Origin of the sequence: Pseudomonas sp. TWI923 (genome assembly GCF_039673365.1) — a bacterium.
GTDB lineage: Bacteria > Pseudomonadota > Gammaproteobacteria > Pseudomonadales > Pseudomonadaceae > Aquipseudomonas > Aquipseudomonas sichuanensis.
The window spans coordinates 1-21,713 of the sequence record NZ_JBDJLM010000069.1 but is presented as its reverse complement, the minus strand read 5'-3'; the positions used below and the strand labels follow the sequence as shown (position 1 = coordinate 21,713).

Genomic DNA, 21,713 nt, shown 5'->3' with positions numbered 1-21,713 from the left:
GAAGTGTCGTTTGCTTATATTGGAAAGCGACCTGTACGACTTGAATGAGCCCTAAATAAAGACCAAAATCTAGCCCTTCATTGAGGGCTTGATCATGCAGAACATCTTCGCCGACATCACCGTCAGCGTCTCGGAATTGAAGAAGAATCCCACGGCTGTAATGGCGGGTGCACAGGGGCAGCCAGTGGCAGTGCTCAATCATAATCGCGTCATGGGCTACATGGTGCCCGCTGAACTCTATGAGGCGATGATGGAGCAACTGGAAGACATCGAGCTGGCGCAATTGGTCAAGGCACGTGCGCACGAGAAGGGCGTGCCGGTGAAGCTGGATGACCTATAAGCTCGAGTTTCTGCCCTCTGCGTTGAAGGAGTGGGAGAAACTTGGCCATACCGTGCGTGAGCAAGCCAAGAAGAAACTGCGTGAGCGGCTGGTACTGCCCAGGGTGCCAGCGGACGCGCTGCGCGACTTGCCCAACCACTACAAGATCAAACTCAAGTCCTCAGGTTATCGACTGGTCTATCGGGTAGAGGATCAGCGAGTCGTTGTGCTGGTGGTGGCGGTAGGCAAGCGCGAAGGCGCGGCGGCCTATCGCTCTGCTCTGAAGCGCTGAAGCAAGCCCTCCTGTCCCGCAAGCCTCACCCACCTCAAGTGCCTGTTAACCCAGCATCCCCAATGCCGGACGCAAGCGCGCATGACGCAATTGTAATCCGCCCATCACCTTGCCGTTATCCGCCAGCAGCGAGCATCAGCCTCGGCCGAAGGGGCTGGGTGCACGCGCATCTGGCCAGACCAGGGACGCTCCAGCGCCGAGGCCGTACAACTACAACAGCCGCAGCGAAGGAGCATCGCATGAGAAACGGTCCGACACTTTCCCTGGCCGCCCTGGTGGCAATGGCCGGCCCCGCCGCCTGGGCCGGCGACGCGCAGCAAGAGGGGTTCATCGAAGGCAGCCGCCTGAATGTGCTCAACCGCAACTTCTACTTCAACCGTGACCACCGCGACGGCCCGGCGCCGACCTACAACAGCGGCAAGGCCAGCGCCAACGGCTACTCCGAGGCCTGGGCCCACGCCATCATCACCCGCTTCGAGTCCGGCTTCACCGAGGGCACCGTGGGCGTGGGGCTGGATGCCTTCGCCATGCTCGGGCTCAAACTCGACACCGGCGGTGGGCGCAATGGCGGGCGCAGCTCGTTCGATGTGCTGCCGGTGGACCGCGACGGCCAGGCCCGGGACGAATACAGCAAGGTCGGCGGCGCCGCCAAGTTGCGCCTGTACGACACCGTGCTGCGGGTGGGTGATGTGTTCCCGGCCAACCCGGTGGTGGCCGCCGGCGACTCGCGCCTGCTGCCGGAGAGCTTCCGTGGCGTGACCGTGGAAAACACCAGCCTCAAGGGCCTGACCCTGCAGGGCGGGCGTTTGCATGCCATGAGCCAGCCGGTGTCCAGCGACCTGCGCGACAACTTCGTGACCTTTTATGGCGGCCCGGTGGACTCGCCCTGGATCGCCTACGGCGGTGGCGACTACGCGATCAACGACTACGTCAGCGTCAGCCTGTTCGGCAGCCGCCTGAAGGATGTGTGGAACCAGTACTACGCCGGCACCAGTGTCACCTGGCCACTCAGCGACGAGCTGGCGCTGATCGGCGGGTTCAACTTCTACAACGCCAAGGACGAAGGCCGTCAGCGCCTCGGCCAGTTCGACAACGATATCTGGAGCGCCAAGCTCGGTGTGCGCTACGGCGCCCATACCCTGGCGCTGTCCCATCAGCGCAACAACGGCGACGATGATTTCGACTACCTGCGCCAGTCCGATTCGATCTTCCTCGACAACTCCATCCAGTACAGCGACTTCAACTCGCCGAAGGAGCGTTCCTGGATGCTGCGCTACGACCTGAACATGGCCACCTACGGCGTGCCGGGGCTGACCTTCATGACCCGTTACGGGCGTGGCAGCGACGCCGACTACAGCAACGCCAACGCGTTCTACATGCGCCGCGACGGCAACGGCGACCCGCTCACCGACCAGAAACGCTGGGAGCGCGATATCGAGGTCAAGTACGTGGTGCAGACCGGCGCGGCCAAGGACCTGTCACTGCGGGTGCGCCAGGCCACCACCCGGGCCACGGCCTTCGAGTCTGACCTGGACGAGGTGCGGCTGATCGTCGAATACCCGCTGTCGATTCTGTGAACAATCGAATTCACCTTTAGAAGCCCACGCGCTCCTTTGGTTACAGGTGAATGTTTTGGCGCCTCCGTGAGGCGCTTTTTTTTTGCCTGTTCAGTGCCGGCGCGTCAGAGCAACCAGCGAGATGCTGCGAATGCTGGCGCATTCGCGCAGGGCGGTGCAGGCAGCCTCCAGCGAGGCACCGGTGTCGACCAGGTCGTCCAGCAGCAACACATCGGCGCTATGGCGCAGGGTGTCGTTGACGATGAAGCAGCCGGCCAGTGCCTCGGCCCGTTGTTCATAGTTGGCGAGGTCGGACATCAATGCGGTGGGCCAGGTCTTCAGCAAAAGCTGATCGCTGTAGGTGCTGCCCAGCAACACCGCCACTTGCCTGGCCACTTCGTGGACCGGCTGGCAGGGCCGCTGCCTGCTGGCGGGCATGGGGATGACCAGGTCGAAGCGTTGCCCGGCCAAGGCGGCGGCCACCGAACGAGCGAGGAAGGCGACCTGCCGGTAGTCGTCGCGATGTTTGAGCTGAAACAGCGCCTCGCCGATGTCGGTGCGCAGGATCTCAAACTGCATGTGGCCCTGTGCGTTCAGGCCGATGGGGGTGCTGAACACGGTATGTCGGTCAAGGCTGATGCCTTGGTCCCAAGGGCCGTGGGAAGGGAGGGGCTGGATCAGCATTGCGTGCTTCCTTGTACATGAGTCGATGAAGCGGGAGTTTTTCCGCTGTTCTTGTAGTTCGCGGAAACATTTTGAGTCCGACTTTGCCCGCGATCGACTTCATGCTTTCCGTTTTTCGTGTAGTCCTTTTCTGGGCGCGCATGAATTGCAGGTGATTTTTGCTACTGAAGGTGGCGATGGCCATCGGTGGGGAGCAACGATCTCGCCATGCAGTCCTTGCAGTTGACGATGGTCTCATTGACCTTCGTCTGCACATGAATGGCCAGGGAACCGCAGGCACTGCAGCAGATTTCGGCAGTGCCGGGGCCGTAGGCTGCGCTCGGTAGTGCCGTGATGTAATTGCCAATCCTGCGCTCGCGACCGTAGTCGTCATGCTTGAGCAGCAGGTCGTGGAGGGCCTTGCTGAATCCGGAGCGGGGAGACCTGACGCTGTGCTTGTGCCATTTTGTTGTCCATGCACCTTCCACGGCCTTTTGCCCCAGCGCCAGCATGCTGTTGGGGATGCCATTGCTGGCTTGGGTCTTGCTCACCGAGCCCTTGTTGAAATACACGACTGCATTGTTCACAGCCAGTTTGGCGAGGTACCAGACCTGGCATACCGGTAGCTCTTCCAGCAGCTGCGCGATGACTTCACGGCCTTTCTTCCACGCCTGGAAGGGCAGGCTGTGTTCAGCGCAGTAGCTTTCCAGATAGCCGTAGACCTCTTCTAAGGCGAGGGTGTGGATGGCCTCGGCAATCTCTTCGCGCCAGGCGGGCATGGGGCCGCGCGACAGTTCGCGATGGATGGCGCGGTACAAGTCGGCGAGGTTCGTGCGTTGCCCGTCGCCCAAGCTGACATTGACCCGCCAGTAGACCCTATCGAACCGGGGCGTGGGTGTAGGCCCCGAATCGAAGGCATCGAGCGGCGACGTCGGATCAACCATCAACACTTTTGCCTCGCGCAGCGACTGCAGAACTGCCTGCTCCATCGCTTCTGACGGGGCGATGCAGGCATCACCTTTCACCGCCCGTGCCGGTAGAAGGCAGTCGAGGCGCCAATCGCTGCGGGCTTCGAACAACGCCATCAGTTGCAGCTTGTGGGTCAGGCTCAAGCTGGAAAATGGCACAGGGGTAACAGCCTCCAGCCCATGGAACGCTTGCACGCGCTGGCGCAACTCAGCTTCACGCTGCAGTCGCGCCTGCTCCCGTGCCAGCTGGCAAGGGCTGCACTGGCACGCCTGAGGGGGGCGGTGATAGTAGGGGAAGTGGTGCTGGTGCTCGCAGCGCGAGCAGAACGCCGGTTGCTTTGCCCCACCCAGGGCGGACTTGGCGGGGCGGCGCTGAAACAGCGGCGTGTTGCAGTATGGGCAGATGAGGTCTTCGATCAGTCGGGGTGGCAGGGCCTTGATGAGCTGGGTGGGTTTCAGGTCGATGGCATAGCGATCGAGCAGCACGGAAACTTTTTCGCCAGCGAGATACTGCGCGTAGAGTACTTCGATCTGTTCTGCGGTCAGGTGCTGCAGTTTTTTTTCAAGTTCCGACAAGCTTGAATCTCCCCTGGACTACGGTACCTAGCGTCGTTGGGGAAATCATAGGGAAGCGAATTACGGTGTGAAGCCACAAACGCCTGAGTGCTTCCCAAATTGTTGTAGGGCATTTCTTGATGATGCAGTGGTCGCCTCAGCCCACCCGCAACCAGATCGCCGACGCATCGTCACTCATCTTGAAGCGCGGGTAGCGCACGCAGGCGGCGTCGTCCTGCTCGATGCCACGCAGGGTCTGGGCCAGGTCGGCCAGCCCGTGGCTCAGCAGGCGGGTGATGAATGCGCCCGGGTCGTAGGCCCGGTAGGTGTCGAACAGTGCGGCAAAGCCGTCGCTCATCAGCAGCACATCGTCGCCCCTGGCTACCGGGGTGCGGCTGTAGCCGGTGCCGGCGCGGGCCTGTTCGGGTTCGACACCCAGCACGGCCCGCGGCCGTTCGCGGGCGGCGCGGCGGTCGGCCAGCACCGCCGGTGTGCGCACACCGAAGGCGCCGGTGCCGGGGCCCAGGGCGGCGGCTTCGGCGCGTTCGGCCTCGCGGTCGGGGGCCGGGGTGAGGAAGGCAACGCCCTGGGCGCTACGGTGCAGCACCACGCAGTCGGCCAGGTGCGCGCAGACCAGCTCGTCGCCCTCCAGGGCCACGGCAGCGAAGGCCGCGCGGGGCAGCTCCCACGGGGCCAGCGGCACGCGTTGGCGGGCTTGCTCGTAGTCCTTGGCCAGGGTGTCGAATACCTGCTCGCAGATACCTTGCAAAGGCCCGCAAGCGCCAGCGAAGGCACGCTGCGCCGCGCCCGCCAGCCAGGCCGCACCACCACGCTCGCCGAGCAGGCCGGCTGGGCCGAGGTCGGTGGCACCGTCGATGACCCAGGCATGGCGCTCGGCGCAGCCGAGGCGGTCATCGTTGGGCACATCCGGCTTGCCGGCCAGGCTCAGGGTCTGGATCAGGTCGAAATGCATGGCGGTCTCCGCGTCAGGGAAAGGCTGGGTTGCTCTGTGCAGCACCGACCTTGAACGCTGCGGCGCCCGGCGTCAAACCTGGCGCCGGCCAGGTCATTTGGACGGCGGCTTGTCCCAGCAGTCGCTGTACAGCGCGCAGATCTTGTATTGCCGGTCCATCAGTGCCATGCGTTGCATGTGATTTTGCAGGGTAGTGACGGTGGCCTTGTTGTCATCCGCCATGTAGGTCAGCAGGCGATCGACCATGCGTTGGGTCCAGGCCCGGCTGCTGGCCTTGTCCAGGCTGTCGGGCGCAGTGGCGAGGCGTTGCAGGGTCTGGTCGTCAGCGCGGTTGAGCTGGTCGGTGTAGACGGCGATGTAGGCGGCGCGCACGGTAAGCTTTTGCTGTTGCATGTCGGCGCGCAGGGTGTCGAGGTTCTGTTTGTACAGTGCCCAATACTCATCCGGTACAGGCAGGTTGCGCTCTTTGCGCAGCTTGGCCACAGTCTCGTCGCTGTTCGGATAGACAGCCGGTTTGTCCTTGGGCTTGACGAGCGGGTCCTTGGCCAGGGTCTGTTCGATCCATTGGCTGCGTTGCGGTGTACTCGGCAGCACGGGGCCAAGCGGTGGAGCGGGGGGCTGCGGGGCTGTGGCACAGGCACCGAGCAGCAGTGTGGCGGCCAGTGTCAGGATGGCCGGGATGGAGCGCGACAACATGAATCCTCCTTGATAGGGGCAGGTGGCAAACGAGGCATTGTGCCACTATCGCTGCCCGCTGCCAGCCCTTGTCGCCTGGGGTGTTAACAGTGATGATCCGCAGCACATGGATTTCATCGACGAGGCCAGCATGCCCATTGCCCTGCTTGTGCGTTGTACCGACCTGAAAGGCACACGCGACTACTACCGCGACGTGCTCGGCTTCAGTGTCAGCGACAGTGCGCAGTCGACCCTCACCGCACGCCTGCATGACTGCACACTGGTGTTCACCCAAGAGGACCTGTGGCAGCAGCCGGTGGCCTGCTCCGGCACCTTTTACCTGATCATCGATGATGTCGAGGGCTACTTCGCCCAAGTCAAGCAGCGAGCCGACATCGCCTGGCCGTTGCAGGACATGGCGCACGGTTCGCGAGAGTTCGGGGTGCGTGACTGCAACGGTTACCACCTGGCCTTCAGTCAGCATCGAGCCGAAGGACAGGCTCGCTGAAACAGGTTGCGATGACTACGCGCAAGAACGATCAAGTCGCCCGCCAACACCCTTGGTAGTGTGGCGGCGCTGACTGAGGAGCAAGGGAATGCGAAGCATCGAACACATCCTGTGGTACATCGAGACGGCCCTGGACACCGACCTGGACCTGGGCCGTGTCGCCCGGCACTTCGGGCTTTCGCCGTTCGCCCTGGCACGCCAGTTCGCCGCCGCTACCGGCTGGCCGGTGATGCGCTATGTGCGGGCCCGGCGCCTGAGCCGTGCCGCGCAGGCCCTGCGCGGTGGCTGCCCGGACATCCTTGAAGTAGCGCTGGCGGCTGGCTACAGCTCTCACGAAGCGTTCACCCGGGCCTTCTGCGAGCTGTTCGGCATGCCGCCGAGCCAGCTGCGCGGCCAGGCCCACGACCCCTCTGCCTTGCTGGAGCCCCTGCGCATGAAAACCCTCGACTTCATCCCGCTTGCCGAACCGCGTTTCGAACACCTCGATGCCTTCATCATCGCCGGCCTCGGCGGGCGCTTCACCTTCGAGCGCAACGAAGGCATCCCTGGTCTGTGGCAGGCTTTCGACCCCTACGTCGGGCGTGTGCCCGGCCAGGTCGGCGACGCCACCTACGGGGTGTGCTGCAACCCCGGCGACGACGGCAGTTTCGAGTACATCGCCGGGGTCGAGGTGGCCCGCGTCGGCGACCTGCCGCCGAACTTCAGCCACTTCCGGCTGGCGGCACGGGACTATGCGGTGTTCCGCCACCAGGGCCATGTGTCGATGATCCACCAGACGGTCTACACCGTGTTCAACCAGTGGTTGCCGGCGTCCGGCTACCAGGCGGCCGATGCGCCGGAATTCGAGCTGTACAGCGCCGATTTCGACCCGATTCACGGTGGCGGTTACGTTGACCTGTGGATCCCCCTGGCCGGCCGCTGATCGCGCACCGCCAGTGCTGGCGAGCACGGGGGCTAGACTCGTGGGACTTTCGCAAGACCACAGGAGACCTGCCCATGACCCCGAAGAACAGCATCTGCCTCTGGTACGACACCGATGCCGAAGAGGCGGCGAATTTCTATGCCAGGACCTTCCCCGACAGCCGGGTGATCGCCGTGCACAAGGCCCCCGGCGACTACCCGTCGGGCAAGCAGGGCGATGTGATCACCGTCGAATTCACGGTAATGGGCATCCCCTGCATCGGCCTCAACGGCGGCAAGGCGTTCAGCCACAGCGAGGCGTTCTCGTTCCAGGTGGCGACCGACAGCCAGGAGGAGACCGATCGTTACTGGAACGCCATCGTCGGCAACGGTGGTCAGGAGAGTGTGTGCGGCTGGTGCAAGGACAAATGGGGGCTGTCGTGGCAGATCAGCCCGCGCGTGCTGACCCAGGCCGTTGCTGGCAGTGACCGGGCGGCAGCCAAGCGGGCCTGGGAGGCGATGATGGAGATGGGCAAGATCGACATCGCAACCATCGAGAAAGCCATCAAGGGATGAGCCGTGGACCATTGGTCCGAATCCAGCGCTTCGGCCAATAAAAACATATTTTGATGCTTAAATTACCCTTGTTGGGGGCCATCCACTTCGAGGGTGTCGTCATGAACATCAAGATTGCTGCACTGCTGTTGCTCGCCCTGTGCACGCAGCCGCTATTCAACCAGGCCTTGGCCAGCACCGATGCGCCCGCCGCCGAGCCTGCGGCGCTGAGCACGCGCCTGGCGTTGCGCGATCTATGGGTCGAGCATGTGTTCTGGGTGCGCAACTACGCCGTTGCCAACCAGGTCGGTAACAAGGCTCAGGCCGACACGGCGGCCAGGCAGGTGGTAAGCAATGCCACCACCATCGCCAACAGCCTGGCGCCGTTGTATGGCCAACCGGCGGCGGAGCAGATGCTCAAGCTGCTGGCCGGGCACTGGGGCGCGGTCAAGCATTACAGCGATGCCACGGTGGCCAGGGACAAGGCCGGGCAGCAGGCGGCGGTGAACGAGCTGTCGGGCAACGCCAAGGCCATCGCAGGGTTCCTGGCCAAGGCCAACCCCTACCTGCCCGAACCGACCTTGCTGACCCTGCTCAGCGCCCATGGCGGCCACCATGTGGCACAGATCGACCAGCTGGCGGCCCTTGACTACGCCGGTGAAGCGCAGACCTGGCAGATGATGCGCCAACACATGCTGGTGTTGGCCGACGCCCTGGCCGGGGCGTTGGTCAAGCAGTTCCCCGACAAATTCTGAACAGGAGCCTGCGCCAATGCTGGAAGGATTGGGCCGTACCCAGCGTGACCTGCTGTATGCGCTGTTGCACCAGCCTGCGGGCATGAGCATCGATGACCTGGCCCAGGCGCTGGCGATCACCCGTACCGCGGTGCGCCAGCACCTGGCGGCGCTGGAGCGCGACGGCCTGGTGCAACGCGGTGCCACCCGGCCCACTGGGCGCCGGCCGGAGCAACTGCATCAGCTCACCGAGCAGGCCCGTGAGCTGTTCCCGCGGCAGTACCCCCTGCTGGCCAACCTGCTGATCGATGAGGTCGCCGGCCTGCTTGGCAGCGACGCCTTGCTGGCGCTGTTGCGTGGCCTGGGGCGCAAGCTGGCTGCCGACCTTGAGCATGAGGTGGTCGATGAGGCGCGGATCGTGCAGCACATGAACCAGGCCGGCTATGAAGCGGCGGTGTTCTTCCGCTCCTCCGGTGAGCCGGAGATCGTCGCCCACAATTGCGTGTTCCACCACCTGGCCAAGGCGCACCCGTCGGTGTGCGAACTGGACCTGGCCCTGATCGGCGCCCTGGGGGGCGGCGAGGCGCAGCACCTGGAATGCATGCTGCGCGGTGGGCAGGTGTGCCGCTTCGCCGTCAGGCGCCCGAGCGAGGTTGGCGGGTCGCCTGCCAGCACAGCAAAGAACCCAGGGTAACCAGCAACGCACCCTGCCAGAACTGCAGGGCCAGGTGCGCGCCGAGCCACAGCGCGGCGAACGCCGACGACAGCACCGGGGCAAAGTACGAGGCGGTGGCCAGCAGGGTCAGGTTGCCGCGCAGGATCCCTAAGTTCCACAACGCGTAGCCGCCGGCGATGGACAGGCCCGCCCCAAGCAGTTCCAGGCTGGCGCCGGTACTGAAGGCCGGCAGCGTTTCTGCGCTGATGGCGTACTTGAGCCACAGCACCGCCGCGGTGAGCAGGAAGAACAGCACTACATGGTTCTGCCCGTCGGCGTAGCGGCGGGTGATGTTGCAGTACAGCGCGAAGGTGATCGCGCAGCTGGCAGCCAGGCCATAGCCCAACGGGTTGGAGCGAATGTTGGCGAGCACGCTGGCCAGCGACAGGCCATCGCTGCTCACCACCCAGAGGATGCCGAGCAGTGCCAGCGCGGTGCCTGGCACGATATACCAGCGCGCCGCCTGGCGGTTCATCACGATCGCCAGCAGCACGGTCAGGCTCGGCCACAGGTAGTTGACCACCATCAGCTGGATCGCCTGGGTGCTGTCCAGGGCATAGCCCAGCGCCAGTGACAGGCAGATCTCGTAGGCGACGAACAGCGCCGAGCCGCCGAGCAGGTACCAGGGCGAGGCCTTGCGCAAACGTGGCTTGCCCAGCAATACCAGCAGCAACAGCGCGCCCAGCGTGTAGATCAGCGCCGCGCCGCCAATGGCGCCGAAATGCTGGCTGACGCTGCGGATCAGGCCCGAGGCGGTGCTCCACAGCAGGATCGCGGCGAGGCCGCAGAGGGTGGCGTTGCGTCCGGTAATCCTGGCCATGGGCGGGCTCGCTGGAAAAGGCGCGGAGTCTAACCGGGTAGAGAGTTTGTATCCACGCCTGGCGACAGAGCTGGGGAGCGGCGCATCCATGCGCCTGCGGATGTCAGAAGCTGTATTTGGCGGTCAGCATGAAGTTGCGTGGGTCGCCAAAGGTGTCGCCACCGTAGTCCACCGATTCGGAAATCGACGAGTAGTAATGCTTGTCGAACACGTTGTTGGCGTTGAGCTGCAGGTCCAGCTGCGGGCTGACCTGGTAGCCGGCCATCAGGTCGGTAACCGCATAGGCGCCCTGGATCAAGCGGTAGCTGCTGCCATCGGCCAGGGCGATGTCGTTGTACATGCGGCTCTGCCAGGTGACGCCGCCACCCACGCGCAGTTTTTCCAGCGGGCCCTGGAAGCGGTACGTGGTGTACAGCTTGAACTGATGCTCGGGGGTGTCGGAGTTGAGCGGTTTGTTGATGTTCTGCGGGTTGTTCTGGTCCTTGACGGTGTGGACGCGGGCATAGGTGTAGCCACCGCCGATTTGCCACTGCTCGGTCAGCGCCCCCTGCAGTTCGAAGTCGATGCCCTGGCTGCGCACCTCGCCGGAGGCCTGGTAGCAGCTCAGTTGCGGGCAGTCCGGCAGTTTCACCTCGACCTGGCGGTTTTCCTGGTCGATTCGGAACACGGCCAGGCTGGCGTTCAGTGCGCCGTCGAAGTACTCGCCCTTGATGCCGACCTCGTAGTTCTTGCCGACGATCGGCGTTACCGGTTTGCCGGAGCCGTCACGCCCGTCCTGCGGGGTGAAGATGTCGGTGTAGCTGACGTAGACCGAGTGCTGGTCATCCAGGTCGTAGATCAGGCCGCCGTAGCGGGTGACCTTGCGGGTGACCTTGTAGTCGCCGGCGTCGTTGTCGCGCTGGTCGTAGTCGTACCAGTCCAGACGCCCGCCGAGGATCAGCTTGAGCGGGTCGGCCAGGCTCAGGCGGGTGGTGCTGTAGACGCCTTCCTGATTGATCAGGTAGCGGTTGTTGCTGCTGTGTACGAAGCCGGGCTTGCCGCCCCCCAGGGGGTAGTCGGTGTTGTAGGGGCTGTAGTTGTCCTGGTTCATGTCGTAGAGGCGCTTGCTGGCGCCGACCACCAGTTCGTGGGTGCGGCCCAGGGCCTGGAACGGGCCGCTGGCAAAGGCATCCAGGCCCAGCTGGTTCTCGTCGTGCTTCGACTGGTAGACCGTCCGGCTCAGGGTCTTGGCGGCGTTCCAGCGCGACTGGTACGAGCCGCGGAACAGCGCGTCCTGCTCGCTGTAGTTGGCGTTGACCTGCAGCTTCCAGTCGTTGGCCAGGCGGTGGCGCACTTCGGCGAACAGGGTGTTGATCTCCTGGTCCTTGTTCTCCCAGTCGGTGCCCGGGTTGTACGAGCGCGACACGTCCAGGTGATGGCCGCCGAGGTCGGTGGGGATGGCGCCCCAGAAGAAGTTGGTCTTGTCCTTCTGGTGAGAGAAACCGAGGGTGAGGGTGGTGTCCTCGCTCAGGTCGGCTTCGGTGATGGCGTAGAACAGGCCGTGATCTTCTTGCTGGCCATCGCGAAAGCCGTTGGCGTCGCGGTATGAGGTGACCACCCGGCCACGCAGGGTGCCGCTGTCGTTGAGTGGGCTGGAGGCGTCGAGTTCGCCGCGGTAGTTGTCCCAGCTGCCGGCGGCGCCGGTCAGGGTGACTTTCTGCTCGGCCAATGGGCGCTTGCGCACCAGGTTGATGGCTGCCGAGGGTGTGCCGGCGCCGGTGACCAGGCCGGTGGAGCCGCGCACCACTTCCACCCGGTCGAACATCGCCAGGTTAGGCTGGGCGCCGACCACCCAGCCGGTGTACGCGCTGGGGATGCCGTCGTACATGATGTTGTCGACGTCAAAGCCGCGGGCGGTGTAGGTCTGGCGGCCCGGGCCGCTGGCCTGGTTGAGGAACAGGCCCGGCGTGTACCTGGCCACATCGTTGATGCTGGTCATGGCCTGGTCGTCCATGCGCTGGCGCGTGATCACGGTCACCGACTGGGGTGTTTCGCGCATGGTCAGTGGCAGCTTGGTAGCGGTGGACATGGCCCCGGTGGTGTACGACTGCGAACCCTCGGTGGTGCTGCCCAGGCGGCTGTCGTCGATGGCCGTGGCGCCCAGCTCGACCACGGCCGGCGCATCGGTTGGCGGCGGTTCGGCGGCGACTGCGAGGGGCAGGGAGGCCATGCAGACAGCCATGGCCAGCAGGTTGCGCGTGGGCGTGAAGCGGCGGGGCAAGCGGAGCGGAGACATGCCGGGCTTTATCCTTATTGCTAGTGCTTATGAGAATAATTAGCAATAAGTCTGTCAGGATTTCTCGTTCGGTCATAGTCCGGACGGATATGAATTTGACGTATTTTTCACAATTGTCATTCGGGCGGAGGTTTTTTGCTGGGTTGCCGCAGGCTGCTCAAGCCTTGGAGGAAGGCGACCTGACAGGCCGCGCGGGGCTGGCGCTGATCTGTTTGCCACGCTGTTGCGCCACTTCCCGTGCCTGGCCGTCGCGCTGCTTGCCGTGGCGCGCCTGGCCCACCAGTTGCGGAATCAGCGGCCCTTCCGGCAGGTGGCGCCAGAACCGCCCGGGCAGATGCTGGCGCAAGGCGTCGGGGTTGAGCCGGGCCGGGTTGAAGGTGTGGCGGTAATAGGTCAGCCACAGCTCGGCGTCAGGGTCTTCGGCCGTGCGCGCCCATTGCTGCCAGGCTTCGGGGCAGCGCCGCTGGTAGTCGAGCGACGCACCGTCGTAGCGCACGCCGTCGCGAGGCGTGGCGATCAGCCAGCGCTGGCGCCCCAGGCGTTCGGCGAAGTGGCCGCTGGCGCTGTCGAGGATATCGTGGGCCGGTTCGTGGTAGGCCACCAGGTCCAGCTGCAGGTGTTCGGCCAGCGCCGCAGGCAGTGGCACGAAGCGCACGAAGGCATGCAGGTGATGGGCTTCGCGGCCGACCTGCCTGATGCGCCGTTGCAGCTCGCTGCCCAGGCGGTCGCCGGCGAGCATGGCGGTGCGGTCGCCGTGGGCGACGCGCCAGAGCACTTCGTACAGCAGGTTCCAGCGCTGTTCACCGCGGTAGCGCCCGGCCTGCTCCAGTTGGGCCAGCAAGGCCGCCGGCACCCGGGCATGGAAGGGGCCTGGGCCTTCGGGCAGCGCCTCTGGGACGGCCAGCAGGTCGTCCATCGGGCCCTGGCTCCAAGTGACTTCGGCCGGGTCGATACCGTGGCCGAGCAGGCGCCTGGCCTGGTCGCGCCAGGTGGCGAAGCAGTCGTCGCAATCGAGCGCGATCACCCCCACAACCCCATCTGCACGGGGGCCTGGGGTTCGCGCAGGCGCTCACGCAACAGCCCGCTGCGCAGTTCGGCCTGGGCCGGTCGGTAGTCGCTGGTGACGATGAACGGGCGGGCTTTTTCCAGCACGCAGCGCAGCTGAATCAGGTCGTCGTAGCGGATCCGCCGTTCGCGGCGCAGGGCCACCATGCGTTGCACGCTGCGCAGGCCGATGCCGGGGATGCGCGCCAGCAGCGCCGGTTCTGCGCGGTTGACGTCGAGCGGAAACACCTCGCGGTTGGCCAGCGCCCAGGCCAGTTTCGGGTCGATGTCCAGCGCCAGGTTGCCACTTGCGCCCAGCAGCTCGCCGGCCTTGTAGCCATAGCCGCGCAACAGGAAGTCGGCCTGGTACAGGCGGTGCTCGCGCAGCAGTGGCGGGGCAGCCAGGGGCACGCTGGCGGGGCTGTCGGGGATCGGGCTGAAGGCCGAGTAGTACACGCGCTTGAGGCCGTAGCCCTGGTACAGCGATTCGGCGTTGCGCAGCAGGGTGCTGTCGTCGGTGGCGTCGGCGCCGACGATCACCTGGGTGCTCTGCCCGGCGGGGGTGAAGCGCGGCGCCCGAGGCTCGTTGGCCACCGCTTGCTGGCCCTGGTGGATCACGCCCATGGCCAGGCGGATGGTGCTGGCCTGCTTCTCCGGGGCCAGGCGCTGGAGGCTGGCGTCTGTGGGCAGTTCGATATTGACGCTGAGCCGGTCGGCCAGGCGCCCGGCCTCCTCGATCAGCAGCGGGTCGGCATCCGGGATGGTCTTGAGGTGGATGTAGCCACGGAAGTTGTGCTCTTCGCGCAGCAGGCGCGCCACCCGGATCAGTTGCTCCATGGTGTAGTCGGCCGAGCGGATGATCCCGGAGCTCAAAAATAGCCCGCTGATGCAGTTGCGCCGGTAGAAATCCAGGGTCAGGCGCACCACTTCCTCAGGGCTGAAGCGTGCCCGCGGCACGTTGCTGGAACGGCGGTTGACGCAGTATTGGCAGTCGTACAGGCAGAAGTTGGTCAGCAGCACCTTGAGCAGCGACACGCAGCGCCCGTCGGGGGTGTAGCTGTGGCAGATGCCCGTTCCGTCGGTGGCGCCCAGCCCATCACGGCCACGCGAACCGCGCTTGGGCGCGCCGCTGCTGGCGCAGGAAGCGTCGTATTTGGCGGCGTCGGCGAGGATGCCGAGTTTGGCGATCAGTTGCATGCACATGCCTTATGAGTGCTGTTCATGCATACAGTATTGATAGGGCGTCGAGAAGACAAGTGTCGTGAATACGCCGCGGTGTTTTCAGTGCAGTTCGCGCTGTACAACGCGCAGGAACGCCGTCGCCATTTCATCGATACTCAGCGCCGACGATGAGAATGCAACCTTGTCTGCCAGGCTGTGGCTGTAACGGGAAACTTCCGGGTGCTGCACGTCGTGCCAGATGGGCAAGACCACTTTCTCGCCGGACATGGAGCGGTTGACCAGGGCGTCAAGCTCGTACTGGGTCCATTGTTTGGCAAAGAACGAAGGAGAGAGCACCACGATGCCAAACCGCGAATTACCCAGGCCATGGTCGATGGACCGGCGCAGGCTGTCGCCGATCTCCAGCGTGAACTCGTCGTACCATACTCGCAGGCCCAGTGCCTGCAACGCGTTGACCAGGGGGCGGACGAAGGCTTCCTTGTCTTCGCTGGCGTGGGAAATGAAAAGATCGTAGGTGTCGGTTCTTGGCATTTGCTCGATTACCTGTGTCTGGTAGGAGATAGCATGGTTGTACACAGCCTGGAGCTTGGCCCATTCGACTTCGGCCAGGCGTTCGTTGGCGCTGTAGAAGACTTCGTGCATGGAAATCTCCAGGTCGCAGAGGAAGAACACGAAGCGGTTCTCCCGTTTGGCGGCGTTCTGCTCGACCCATTTCCACTCAAAGTGCGAAATGATGCTGACCGGGCGTTGCATACACTGCGCTGTGCCGAAGTTACCGATGCGGATCGTGGCCTCAGACAGGTTGAATGCCAGGTACGTTTTGCCTTTGCCATTGAAGATGTACTCGAACCCTTGCTGGCGCAGGGCGAGCAACCCCTGCTTGCGTCGCCGATGATCGATCACCGAGGCCACCACCAGGAACGCCATCAGCACCACGAATAGCGGGATCCATAAAATGTCCATCAATGCATGTCCTTGTCCATGGCCTGTGCTCTGGTCTTCAGAGCCATCAAGCATCGTGGATGCATCTCGTACTTTGCAACCGAACTTGCCTCAACATCGCGGCTTTCCCTACTCGAGCAGCCCAGTCAGCTAAGCTTGCTGCCGAATGCACTGGTCATGGGCCATGTTGGGCGCATGGGCGGGTGGGCACGGGTAGGCATCGGAGCGGGACGCACTGCGACTCGCGGGAGCGACCATGAAAATCACCAAGAGAAGCAGATGGGGGCTGGCCGGCCTCATCGTTGTACTGGGCCTGGCTAGCGCCCAGGCGGCGGACACGAAGAAGGTCGATGTGATGTTGGTGGGCGGCGGCATCATGAGTTCCACTCTCGCCGTGTGGCTCAACGAGCTGGAGCCTGGCTGGTCGATGGAAATGGTCGAGCGCCTGGACAAGGTTGCCGAAGAAAGCTCCAACGGCTGGAACAACGCCGGCACCGGGCACTCGGCCCTGGCCGAGCTCAACTACACGCCGGAGAAGGACGGCAAGATCGACATCAGCAAGGCGGTGGAGATCAACGAATCGTTCCAGATCACCCGACAGTTCCTCGCCTGGCAGGTGAAGCAGGGGGTGCTGAAGAACCCACGCTCGTTCATCAATACCACCCCGCACATGAGTTTCGTCTGGGGCGATGACAACATCCGCTTCCTGCGCAAACGCTATGAGGCGCTGCAGGCCAGCCCGCTGTTCAAGCCCATGCAGTATTCCGAAGACCACGCGCAGATCGCCAAGTGGGTGCCGCTGATGATGGAAGGGCGCGACCCCAACCAGAAGCTCGCGGTGACCTGGACGCCGATCGGCACCGACGTCAACTTTGGCGAGATCACCCGCCAGTACGTGGGCTACCTGCAGACCCGGCCGAACTTCGACCTCAAGCTGTCCACCGAGGTCGAGAACATCACCCGTAACGACGATGGCAGCTGGCACGTCGAGTACAAGAGCCTCAAGGATGGCAGCACGGCCGCCACCGACGCCAAGTTCCTGTTCATCGGTGCCGGCGGCGCCGCGCTGCCGTTGCTGCAGAAGTCCGGCATCGACGAGGCCAAGGACTATGCCGGCTTCCCGGTGGGTGGCTCGTTTCTGGTCACCGACAACCCGGCCATCGCTCAACGCCACATGGCCAAGGCCTACGGCATCGCCGCCACCGGGGCGCCGCCGATGTCGGTGCCGCACCTGGATACCCGGGTGCTCGATGGCAAGCGGATGATCCTGTTCGGGCCGTTCGCCACCTTCTCCACCAAGTTCCTCAAGCAGGGTTCGCTGCTGGACCTGCTGGGCAGCACCACGATCCATAACACCTGGCCCATGGTGCGGGTCGGGGTGCGCGAGTTCGACCTGGTGCAGTACCTGGTCGGCCAGGTGCTGCAGTCCGACGATGACCGCTTTGCCGCGCTACAGACCTATTTCCCCGAGGCCAAGCCTGCGGACTGGCGCCTGTGGCAGGCCGGGCAGCGGGTGCAGATCATCAAGAAGGACGAGAACCAGGGCGGTGTGCTCAAGCTGGGTACCGAGATTGTCACTTCCAAGGACGGCAGCATCGCCGGGCTGCTGGGCGCCTCGCCCGGGGCCTCGACCGCGCCGCCGATCATGCTCGACCTGCTGGGCAAGGTGTTCAAGGACAAGCTGGCCACGCCCGAATGGCAGGCCAAGGTCAGGCAGATCATCCCTTCGTATGGCATCCGCCTGAACGAACACCCGGACAAGGTGCAGGAGGAGTGGGACTACACCAGTGCCGTGCTGCAGCTGGCGCCGGCCAGTGAGGTTGCAGCGCCCATACAATGAACTTGCACGTCCGCTGTAGGAGCGGCCTTGTGTCGCGAAAGGGCCGCAGCGCGGCCCCAGGGTTTCAGCATGTAAGCAGAATTCGCCGGGACTGCTCTGCAGTCCTTTCGCGACACAAGGCCGCTCCTACAGAGATCGTGCGGGCCAAGTGCCAGCCAATGTTGCCGTAGCGCATCCAGCAGCTTTACGCACCCACCTGCGCCGCCACCTCCCGCACCTGCTGACGGAACCAACGCCGCAACGGATCGGCATGGGTTCGTTCATGCCAGATCTGCATCACCTCCACCTGTGGCAGCGTCAGCGGCAGCGGGTGGATGCACAGTTCGGCGTCGCGCTCGAGCGCATCGACGGCCAGGGAGCGCAGGCAAGTCAGCAACAGGTCGGTGCCACTGACCAGTCGCGTCGGGGCGATGAAACTGGACAGCCCGGCGACAATCCGCCGCTCATGGCCCAGAGCGCGCAAGGCGCGGTCGACACGGCCGTCGAGGTCGCCGGTCAGGGTGGTGATCAGGTGTTCGCAGGCCACGAAGGCCTCAAGGCTCAAGCCGTCGGTCAGCCTTGGGTTGCCCCGTGAAGCCAGCACTACGAAGTCCTCGCCAAGCAGCCGCTGCTGGTGAAAGGTGTCTGGCAGGCCGGTGTAGAAACCGGCGATGGCCAGGTCGCAGGTGCCTTTCTCCAGCGCCTCGCGGGGCAATTCGCCACGGGTGTTGTGGGTGACCAGGGTGAGGTTTGGTGCCTGGCTACGCAGGATCGGCAGCAACCTGGGCAGCAACGTCTGCTCGAGGTAGTCGGTGCTGTACAGGTGCAGGCGGGCAGGGCGGGCGAGGAAGTTTTCGCCATCGCAGCGCTCGAAGAAGCTTTGCAGTTGACCAATCAGCACCTGCACCTGCGGCGCCAGTTCATGGGCCCGAGGCGTAGGCGTGAGCCCGCGTGGCGCGCGGACGAACAGCGGGTCGCCAAACTGGTGGCGCAACTTGTTCAGCTTGTGGCTCAGCGCTGGCTGGCTGAGGGCCATGCGCTCGGCGGCGCGGGAGGCGTTGCGCTCCTCGTAGAGCACCTGGAACAGGTGCAGCAGGTTGAGATCTTTGTTGGTGATATTCATATTTTGAATCGCAGCAATAAGAGCTTTCGAATTATCGAATCCTAACGCCATGGCTAGCATGGGCCCAGTCAATTCGAACCTGCACGGAACATACCCATGTCCATCGCCATTTTCGCCACGATCCACCCCAGCCCCGAGCACTATCAGGCAGCCGCCCAGGCCCTGCAGCTGATGGTTGAACACAGCCGCGCCGAGCCCGGCAACCTGCGCTACGACCTGTTTGTCCGCGAGGGTGAGCCCTTGGCGTTCGAGCTGTTTGAGCTGTACGTCGATGAGGCTGCGGTCGAGGCGCATCGCAACAGCGCTCATTACCAGGCCTACCGCGCCGCCACTGGCGCGTGGCTGGCCGCGCCGACCCAGGTCCAACTGGCCCGCCCACTGAACCTCGCACCCTTCAACTGATCAGGACATCTGCATGAAAATCTTCACACCCATCGCCCTGGCCAGCGCACTGGTGGCCGGTGCTGCCGTCGCCGCGCCCAAGGGCGAAGTGCTGGTGCTGCTGTCCAGCGAACACCAGCTGGCGCTCCAGGATGGCAAGCAATACGCCACGGGCTATTACCTCAACGAATTCGGCGTGCCTGCCGACCAGCTGCTCAAGGCGGGCTACGCGCTGGTGCTGGTCACGCCCAAGGGCAATGCGCCGCAGGTGGACGAGCGTTCGATCGACCCGATGTATTTCGGCGGCGACAAGGCCGAGATGCAGCGCATCCAGCAGGTGGTCGAGGGCTTGCCGGGCATCGATGACACGCTGTCGGTCAAGGAAGTGCTGGCCGGTGACCTTGATCGCTACGCCGGGATCTTCATCCCGGGTGGCCATGCACCGCTGATCGACCTGGCCAATAACCCAGAGGTCGGTGCCTTGTTGCGTCATTTCCATCAGGCCGGCAAGCCCACTGCCGCCATCTGCCATGGCCCGATCACGCTGCTGTCGGCCCAGCAGGACCCGGCGGTCTACCGCGCTGCCCTGGCCCGTGGTGAAACCCCGGCGGCCAGCGACTGGAGCTATCAGGGCTACCGCATGACCATCTTTTCCGACCCCGAGGAGCAGGTGTTCGAAGGTTCGCTCAAGGGTGAGCGCCTGCAGTTCTACCCGGCCAAGGCCATGGCCGGCGCGGGTGGCAGCATGAGCTATGCCGAGGCCTGGCAGCCGCATGTGGTGGTCGATCGCGAACTGATCACCGGGCAGAATCCGTTCTCCGACAAGGCCTTGGCCAAGGCGCTGCTGGAGCAGTTGGCGCGAGCCAGGAAGTAACGGTGCTCGAAGCGCTGAGGCCGGCGCACCGGTGGTTGCTCAGCGCTTGGCTGGCCTGGTCAGGGCATCCACCATCAGCACCGCTGCGCCGGCCATGATGGCGATATCCGCCAGGTTGAACACGCCGGTGTGCAGCGTGCCGATGTTGAGCACCAGGTAGTCGACCACATGCCCCTCGCGAAACACCCGGTCGATCAAGTTGGACAGCCCGCCCACGGCGATGAACCAGGCGGCGAAGGCCTTGATCGGCGCCGCCTGCCAGTGCCTGAACGCCCAGACGCTGGCCCAGCAGCACACCGCGCCCACGGCGACCACGAAGATCAGATGCTTGAGCAGCGCCGGCATGCCGGCACCCAGGCTGAGGAAGGCGCCGGGGTTGAGGCTCAGGGCCAGGTCGAGCCAGATGCTCTGGTTGCCCAGGACATAACTGTGGTTATCGAGGGCTACCAGGGCGATCAGCTTCACCCACTGGTCAATGATGATGAAGGCAACGCCCAGGACAAGGACGAGGGTACGGCTGGAGAACATGGTGGCAATTCCTTTGCTGCACGGGTGCGGCCGTCCGGTAGTGGCGGGTGTGCCGGCAGCGCGGCGAAGATAGCGCAGGCGGGTCTAGACTTAAAGCCCGGGCCCGGTTCTGCTGCGGGCCTATCATCGATCCGACCACCGCCCCGGACTGGACTTCGTCGACGGTGGCCTTCTGAGCAGAGGAGGTCAGGTCATGGACGAGGCAAGGCTTCACGAATTCATGGGCAAGCTGGTGGGCGACATGGGCGCCGCGGCGACCCTGGCCAACGTGGTGCTGGGCGACGAGCTCGGCCTGTACCGGGCGATGGCCGACAGCCAGCCGGTCAGCCCCGAGGTGCTTGCCGAGCGCACCGGGTGCCAGCCGCGGCTGGTGCGCGAATGGCTCAATGGCCAGGCTGCGGCCGGTTACGTGGTGCACGATCAAGGCAATTTCACCCTTCCCGAAGAGCAGGCCATGACCCTGGCGCTGGAAGACTCGCCGGCCTACATGGCCGGCGGCGCGGCGGTGCTGGCGGCGCTGTTCCACGACAAGGACAAGCTGGTGAAGGCCATGCGCGGCGATGGCGCGCTGGCCTGGGGTGACCACCACCCGTGCATGTTCAGTGGCACCGAACGGTTTTTCCGCCCGGGCTATCGCACTTTTCTGGTGGCCGATTGGCTGCCGGCGCTGGAAGGCGTGGTCAGCAAGCTGCAGGCCGGCGCGCAGGTGGCGGACGTGGGCTGCGGTCACGGTGCCTCGACCATCGTCATGGCCCAGGCGTTCCCACAGTCGCATTTTGTCGGCTATGACTATCACGCGCCTTCGGTGGCCACCGCCACCGAACGGGCACGGGACGCCGGTGTGGGCGGGCAGGTGAGCTTCCAGCAGGCGTCGGCCAAGGACTACCTCGGCCACGATCTGGACCTGGTGTGCTTCTTCGATTGCCTGCATGACATGGGCGACCCGGTTGGCGCGGCGCGGCATGCCTACAAGGCACTGAAGGCGGATGGCACGGTGATGCTGGTCGAGCCGTTCGCCGAGGACAGCCTGGACGCCAATATCAACCCGGTGGGGCGGTTGTTCTATGCCGCGTCGACGTTCATCTGCACGCCCAATTCACTGTCGCAGGAGGTTGGGCTGGGGCTGGGGGCGCAGGCGGGGGAGGCACGCTTGCGGGCGGTGTTCGAGGAAGCGGGGTTCACGCGCTTCCGGCGGGCGACGCAGACACCGTTCAACCTGATTCTGGAGGCACGCAAGTAACACGTGAATCTGCAGTGGCCAAATCGCGGGGCAAGCCCGCTCCCACGCCGGCACCACCAGTAGCGTGGGAGC

General features: G+C 64.4%; 23 protein-coding genes. 12 read left to right on the top strand and 11 right to left on the bottom strand.

Annotation, left to right across the window (positions count from 1 at the left end):
- The first annotated feature begins 94 nt into the window (after positions 1 to 94).
- The 3 genes from ABE459_RS20955 to ABE459_RS20945 all read left to right on the top strand — a co-directional run bounded on the left by ABE459_RS20955 (position 95) and on the right by ABE459_RS20945 (position 2,188).
- Complete coding sequence (locus ABE459_RS20955) at positions 95 to 340, top strand: type II toxin-antitoxin system prevent-host-death family antitoxin (RefSeq protein ID WP_125464712.1); 246 nt, start codon at positions 95 to 97, stop codon at positions 338 to 340.
- Entirely contained in the window at positions 330 to 611 is a 282-nt protein-coding gene (locus ABE459_RS20950; RefSeq protein WP_125464711.1) for a type II toxin-antitoxin system RelE/ParE family toxin, read from the top strand. The genes ABE459_RS20955 and ABE459_RS20950 overlap by 11 nt, the downstream gene beginning before the upstream one ends.
- A gap of 239 nt (positions 612 to 850) precedes the next feature.
- Positions 851 to 2,188, top strand: coding sequence for an OprD family porin (locus tag ABE459_RS20945; protein WP_323828795.1), 1,338 nt, complete (start codon positions 851 to 853; stop codon positions 2,186 to 2,188).
- A gap of 90 nt (positions 2,189 to 2,278) precedes the next feature.
- Here the strand turns inward: ABE459_RS20945 and ABE459_RS20940 are convergent, their stop codons facing one another.
- The 4 genes from ABE459_RS20940 to ABE459_RS20925 all read right to left on the bottom strand — a co-directional run bounded on the left by ABE459_RS20940 (position 2,279) and on the right by ABE459_RS20925 (position 6,022).
- Positions 2,279 to 2,851 (bottom strand): ComF family protein, encoded by a 573-nt coding sequence (locus tag ABE459_RS20940; protein ID WP_125859319.1) that lies wholly within the window; start codon positions 2,849 to 2,851, stop codon positions 2,279 to 2,281.
- A 161-nt stretch (positions 2,852 to 3,012) separates the two neighbouring features.
- Complete coding sequence (locus ABE459_RS20935) at positions 3,013 to 4,374, bottom strand: hypothetical protein (RefSeq protein WP_125859318.1); 1,362 nt, start codon at positions 4,372 to 4,374, stop codon at positions 3,013 to 3,015.
- Between the two features lie 136 nt (positions 4,375 to 4,510).
- Positions 4,511 to 5,326: a protein phosphatase 2C domain-containing protein gene (locus tag ABE459_RS20930; RefSeq protein ID WP_125859317.1), complete on the bottom strand. Its 816-nt coding sequence runs from the start codon at positions 5,324 to 5,326 to the stop codon at positions 4,511 to 4,513.
- Between the two features lie 93 nt (positions 5,327 to 5,419).
- Complete coding sequence (locus ABE459_RS20925; RefSeq protein WP_125464706.1) at positions 5,420 to 6,022, bottom strand: hypothetical protein; 603 nt, start codon at positions 6,020 to 6,022, stop codon at positions 5,420 to 5,422.
- Positions 6,023 to 6,128: 106 nt separating this feature from the next.
- On the opposite strand from ABE459_RS20925, the gene ABE459_RS20920 reads away from it, so the two are divergent.
- From ABE459_RS20920 to ABE459_RS20900, 5 genes are all read left to right on the top strand, one after another.
- Positions 6,129 to 6,509 carry a VOC family protein gene (locus ABE459_RS20920; RefSeq protein WP_223277154.1) on the top strand — a complete coding sequence of 127 codons (381 nt, stop codon included), beginning with the start codon at positions 6,129 to 6,131 and terminating at the stop codon, positions 6,507 to 6,509.
- Positions 6,510 to 6,597: 88 nt separating this feature from the next.
- Positions 6,598 to 7,431 (top strand): AraC family transcriptional regulator, encoded by an 834-nt coding sequence (locus ABE459_RS20915; RefSeq protein ID WP_323828799.1) that lies wholly within the window; start codon positions 6,598 to 6,600, stop codon positions 7,429 to 7,431.
- A gap of 74 nt (positions 7,432 to 7,505) precedes the next feature.
- Complete coding sequence (locus tag ABE459_RS20910) at positions 7,506 to 7,985, top strand: VOC family protein (protein WP_258704703.1); 480 nt, start codon at positions 7,506 to 7,508, stop codon at positions 7,983 to 7,985.
- A 101-nt stretch (positions 7,986 to 8,086) separates the two neighbouring features.
- Complete coding sequence (locus ABE459_RS20905) at positions 8,087 to 8,719, top strand: hypothetical protein (protein ID WP_323828801.1); 633 nt, start codon at positions 8,087 to 8,089, stop codon at positions 8,717 to 8,719.
- A gap of 16 nt (positions 8,720 to 8,735) precedes the next feature.
- Entirely contained in the window at positions 8,736 to 9,392 is a 657-nt protein-coding gene (locus ABE459_RS20900) for a MarR family transcriptional regulator (RefSeq protein ID WP_125859312.1), read from the top strand.
- On the opposite strand, the gene yddG is transcribed toward ABE459_RS20900, so the two are convergent.
- From yddG to ABE459_RS20875, 5 genes are all read right to left on the bottom strand, one after another.
- Positions 9,334 to 10,233, bottom strand: coding sequence for an aromatic amino acid DMT transporter YddG (yddG, locus tag ABE459_RS20895; RefSeq protein ID WP_125859311.1), 900 nt, complete (start codon positions 10,231 to 10,233; stop codon positions 9,334 to 9,336). The two genes, ABE459_RS20900 and yddG, sit on opposite strands and share 59 nt — an antisense overlap.
- A 103-nt stretch (positions 10,234 to 10,336) precedes the next feature.
- A complete protein-coding gene (locus ABE459_RS20890) occupies positions 10,337 to 12,508 on the bottom strand; it encodes a TonB-dependent siderophore receptor (RefSeq protein ID WP_323828803.1) in 2,172 nt (723 codons plus the stop codon).
- A gap of 157 nt (positions 12,509 to 12,665) precedes the next feature.
- The gene (locus ABE459_RS20885) at positions 12,666 to 13,538 is read right to left on the bottom strand and encodes a TIGR03915 family putative DNA repair protein (protein ID WP_323828805.1); all 873 of its coding nucleotides are present in this window, start codon (positions 13,536 to 13,538) and stop codon (positions 12,666 to 12,668) included.
- The gene (locus ABE459_RS20880) at positions 13,529 to 14,749 is read right to left on the bottom strand and encodes a putative DNA modification/repair radical SAM protein (protein WP_125464698.1); all 1,221 of its coding nucleotides are present in this window, start codon (positions 14,747 to 14,749) and stop codon (positions 13,529 to 13,531) included. The genes ABE459_RS20885 and ABE459_RS20880 overlap by 10 nt, the downstream gene beginning before the upstream one ends.
- An 84-nt stretch (positions 14,750 to 14,833) precedes the next feature.
- Positions 14,834 to 15,697: a toll/interleukin-1 receptor domain-containing protein gene (locus ABE459_RS20875; RefSeq protein WP_258704699.1), complete on the bottom strand. Its 864-nt coding sequence runs from the start codon at positions 15,695 to 15,697 to the stop codon at positions 14,834 to 14,836.
- A gap of 235 nt (positions 15,698 to 15,932) precedes the next feature.
- Here ABE459_RS20875 and mqo point away from each other — a divergent pair, with 235 nt between their 5' ends.
- Positions 15,933 to 17,516 (top strand): malate dehydrogenase (quinone), encoded by a 1,584-nt coding sequence (gene mqo / locus ABE459_RS20870; protein WP_258704698.1) that lies wholly within the window; start codon positions 15,933 to 15,935, stop codon positions 17,514 to 17,516.
- A 184-nt stretch (positions 17,517 to 17,700) separates the two neighbouring features.
- Here the strand turns inward: mqo and ABE459_RS20865 are convergent, their stop codons facing one another.
- Positions 17,701 to 18,618 carry a LysR family transcriptional regulator gene (locus ABE459_RS20865; RefSeq protein WP_323828807.1) on the bottom strand — a complete coding sequence of 306 codons (918 nt, stop codon included), beginning with the start codon at positions 18,616 to 18,618 and terminating at the stop codon, positions 17,701 to 17,703.
- Between the two features lie 96 nt (positions 18,619 to 18,714).
- Here ABE459_RS20865 and ABE459_RS20860 point away from each other — a divergent pair, with 96 nt between their 5' ends.
- Together ABE459_RS20860 and ABE459_RS20855 are read left to right on the top strand one after the other, a co-directional pair.
- The gene (locus ABE459_RS20860) at positions 18,715 to 19,020 is read left to right on the top strand and encodes a putative quinol monooxygenase (protein WP_323828809.1); all 306 of its coding nucleotides are present in this window, start codon (positions 18,715 to 18,717) and stop codon (positions 19,018 to 19,020) included.
- A 13-nt stretch (positions 19,021 to 19,033) separates the two neighbouring features.
- Positions 19,034 to 19,873, top strand: a complete 840-nt coding sequence (locus ABE459_RS20855) for a type 1 glutamine amidotransferase domain-containing protein (RefSeq protein WP_323828811.1) — start codon at positions 19,034 to 19,036, stop codon at positions 19,871 to 19,873.
- A gap of 39 nt (positions 19,874 to 19,912) precedes the next feature.
- Here the strand turns inward: ABE459_RS20855 and ABE459_RS20850 are convergent, their stop codons facing one another.
- Entirely contained in the window at positions 19,913 to 20,401 is a 489-nt protein-coding gene (locus tag ABE459_RS20850; RefSeq protein WP_323828813.1) for a signal peptidase II, read from the bottom strand.
- Between the two features lie 193 nt (positions 20,402 to 20,594).
- On the opposite strand from ABE459_RS20850, the gene ABE459_RS20845 reads away from it, so the two are divergent.
- On the top strand, positions 20,595 to 21,641 hold the full coding sequence (locus ABE459_RS20845; RefSeq protein WP_323828815.1) for a class I SAM-dependent methyltransferase: 1,047 nt from the start codon (positions 20,595 to 20,597) through the stop codon (positions 21,639 to 21,641).
- The last annotated feature ends 72 nt before the right edge of the window (positions 21,642 to 21,713 follow it).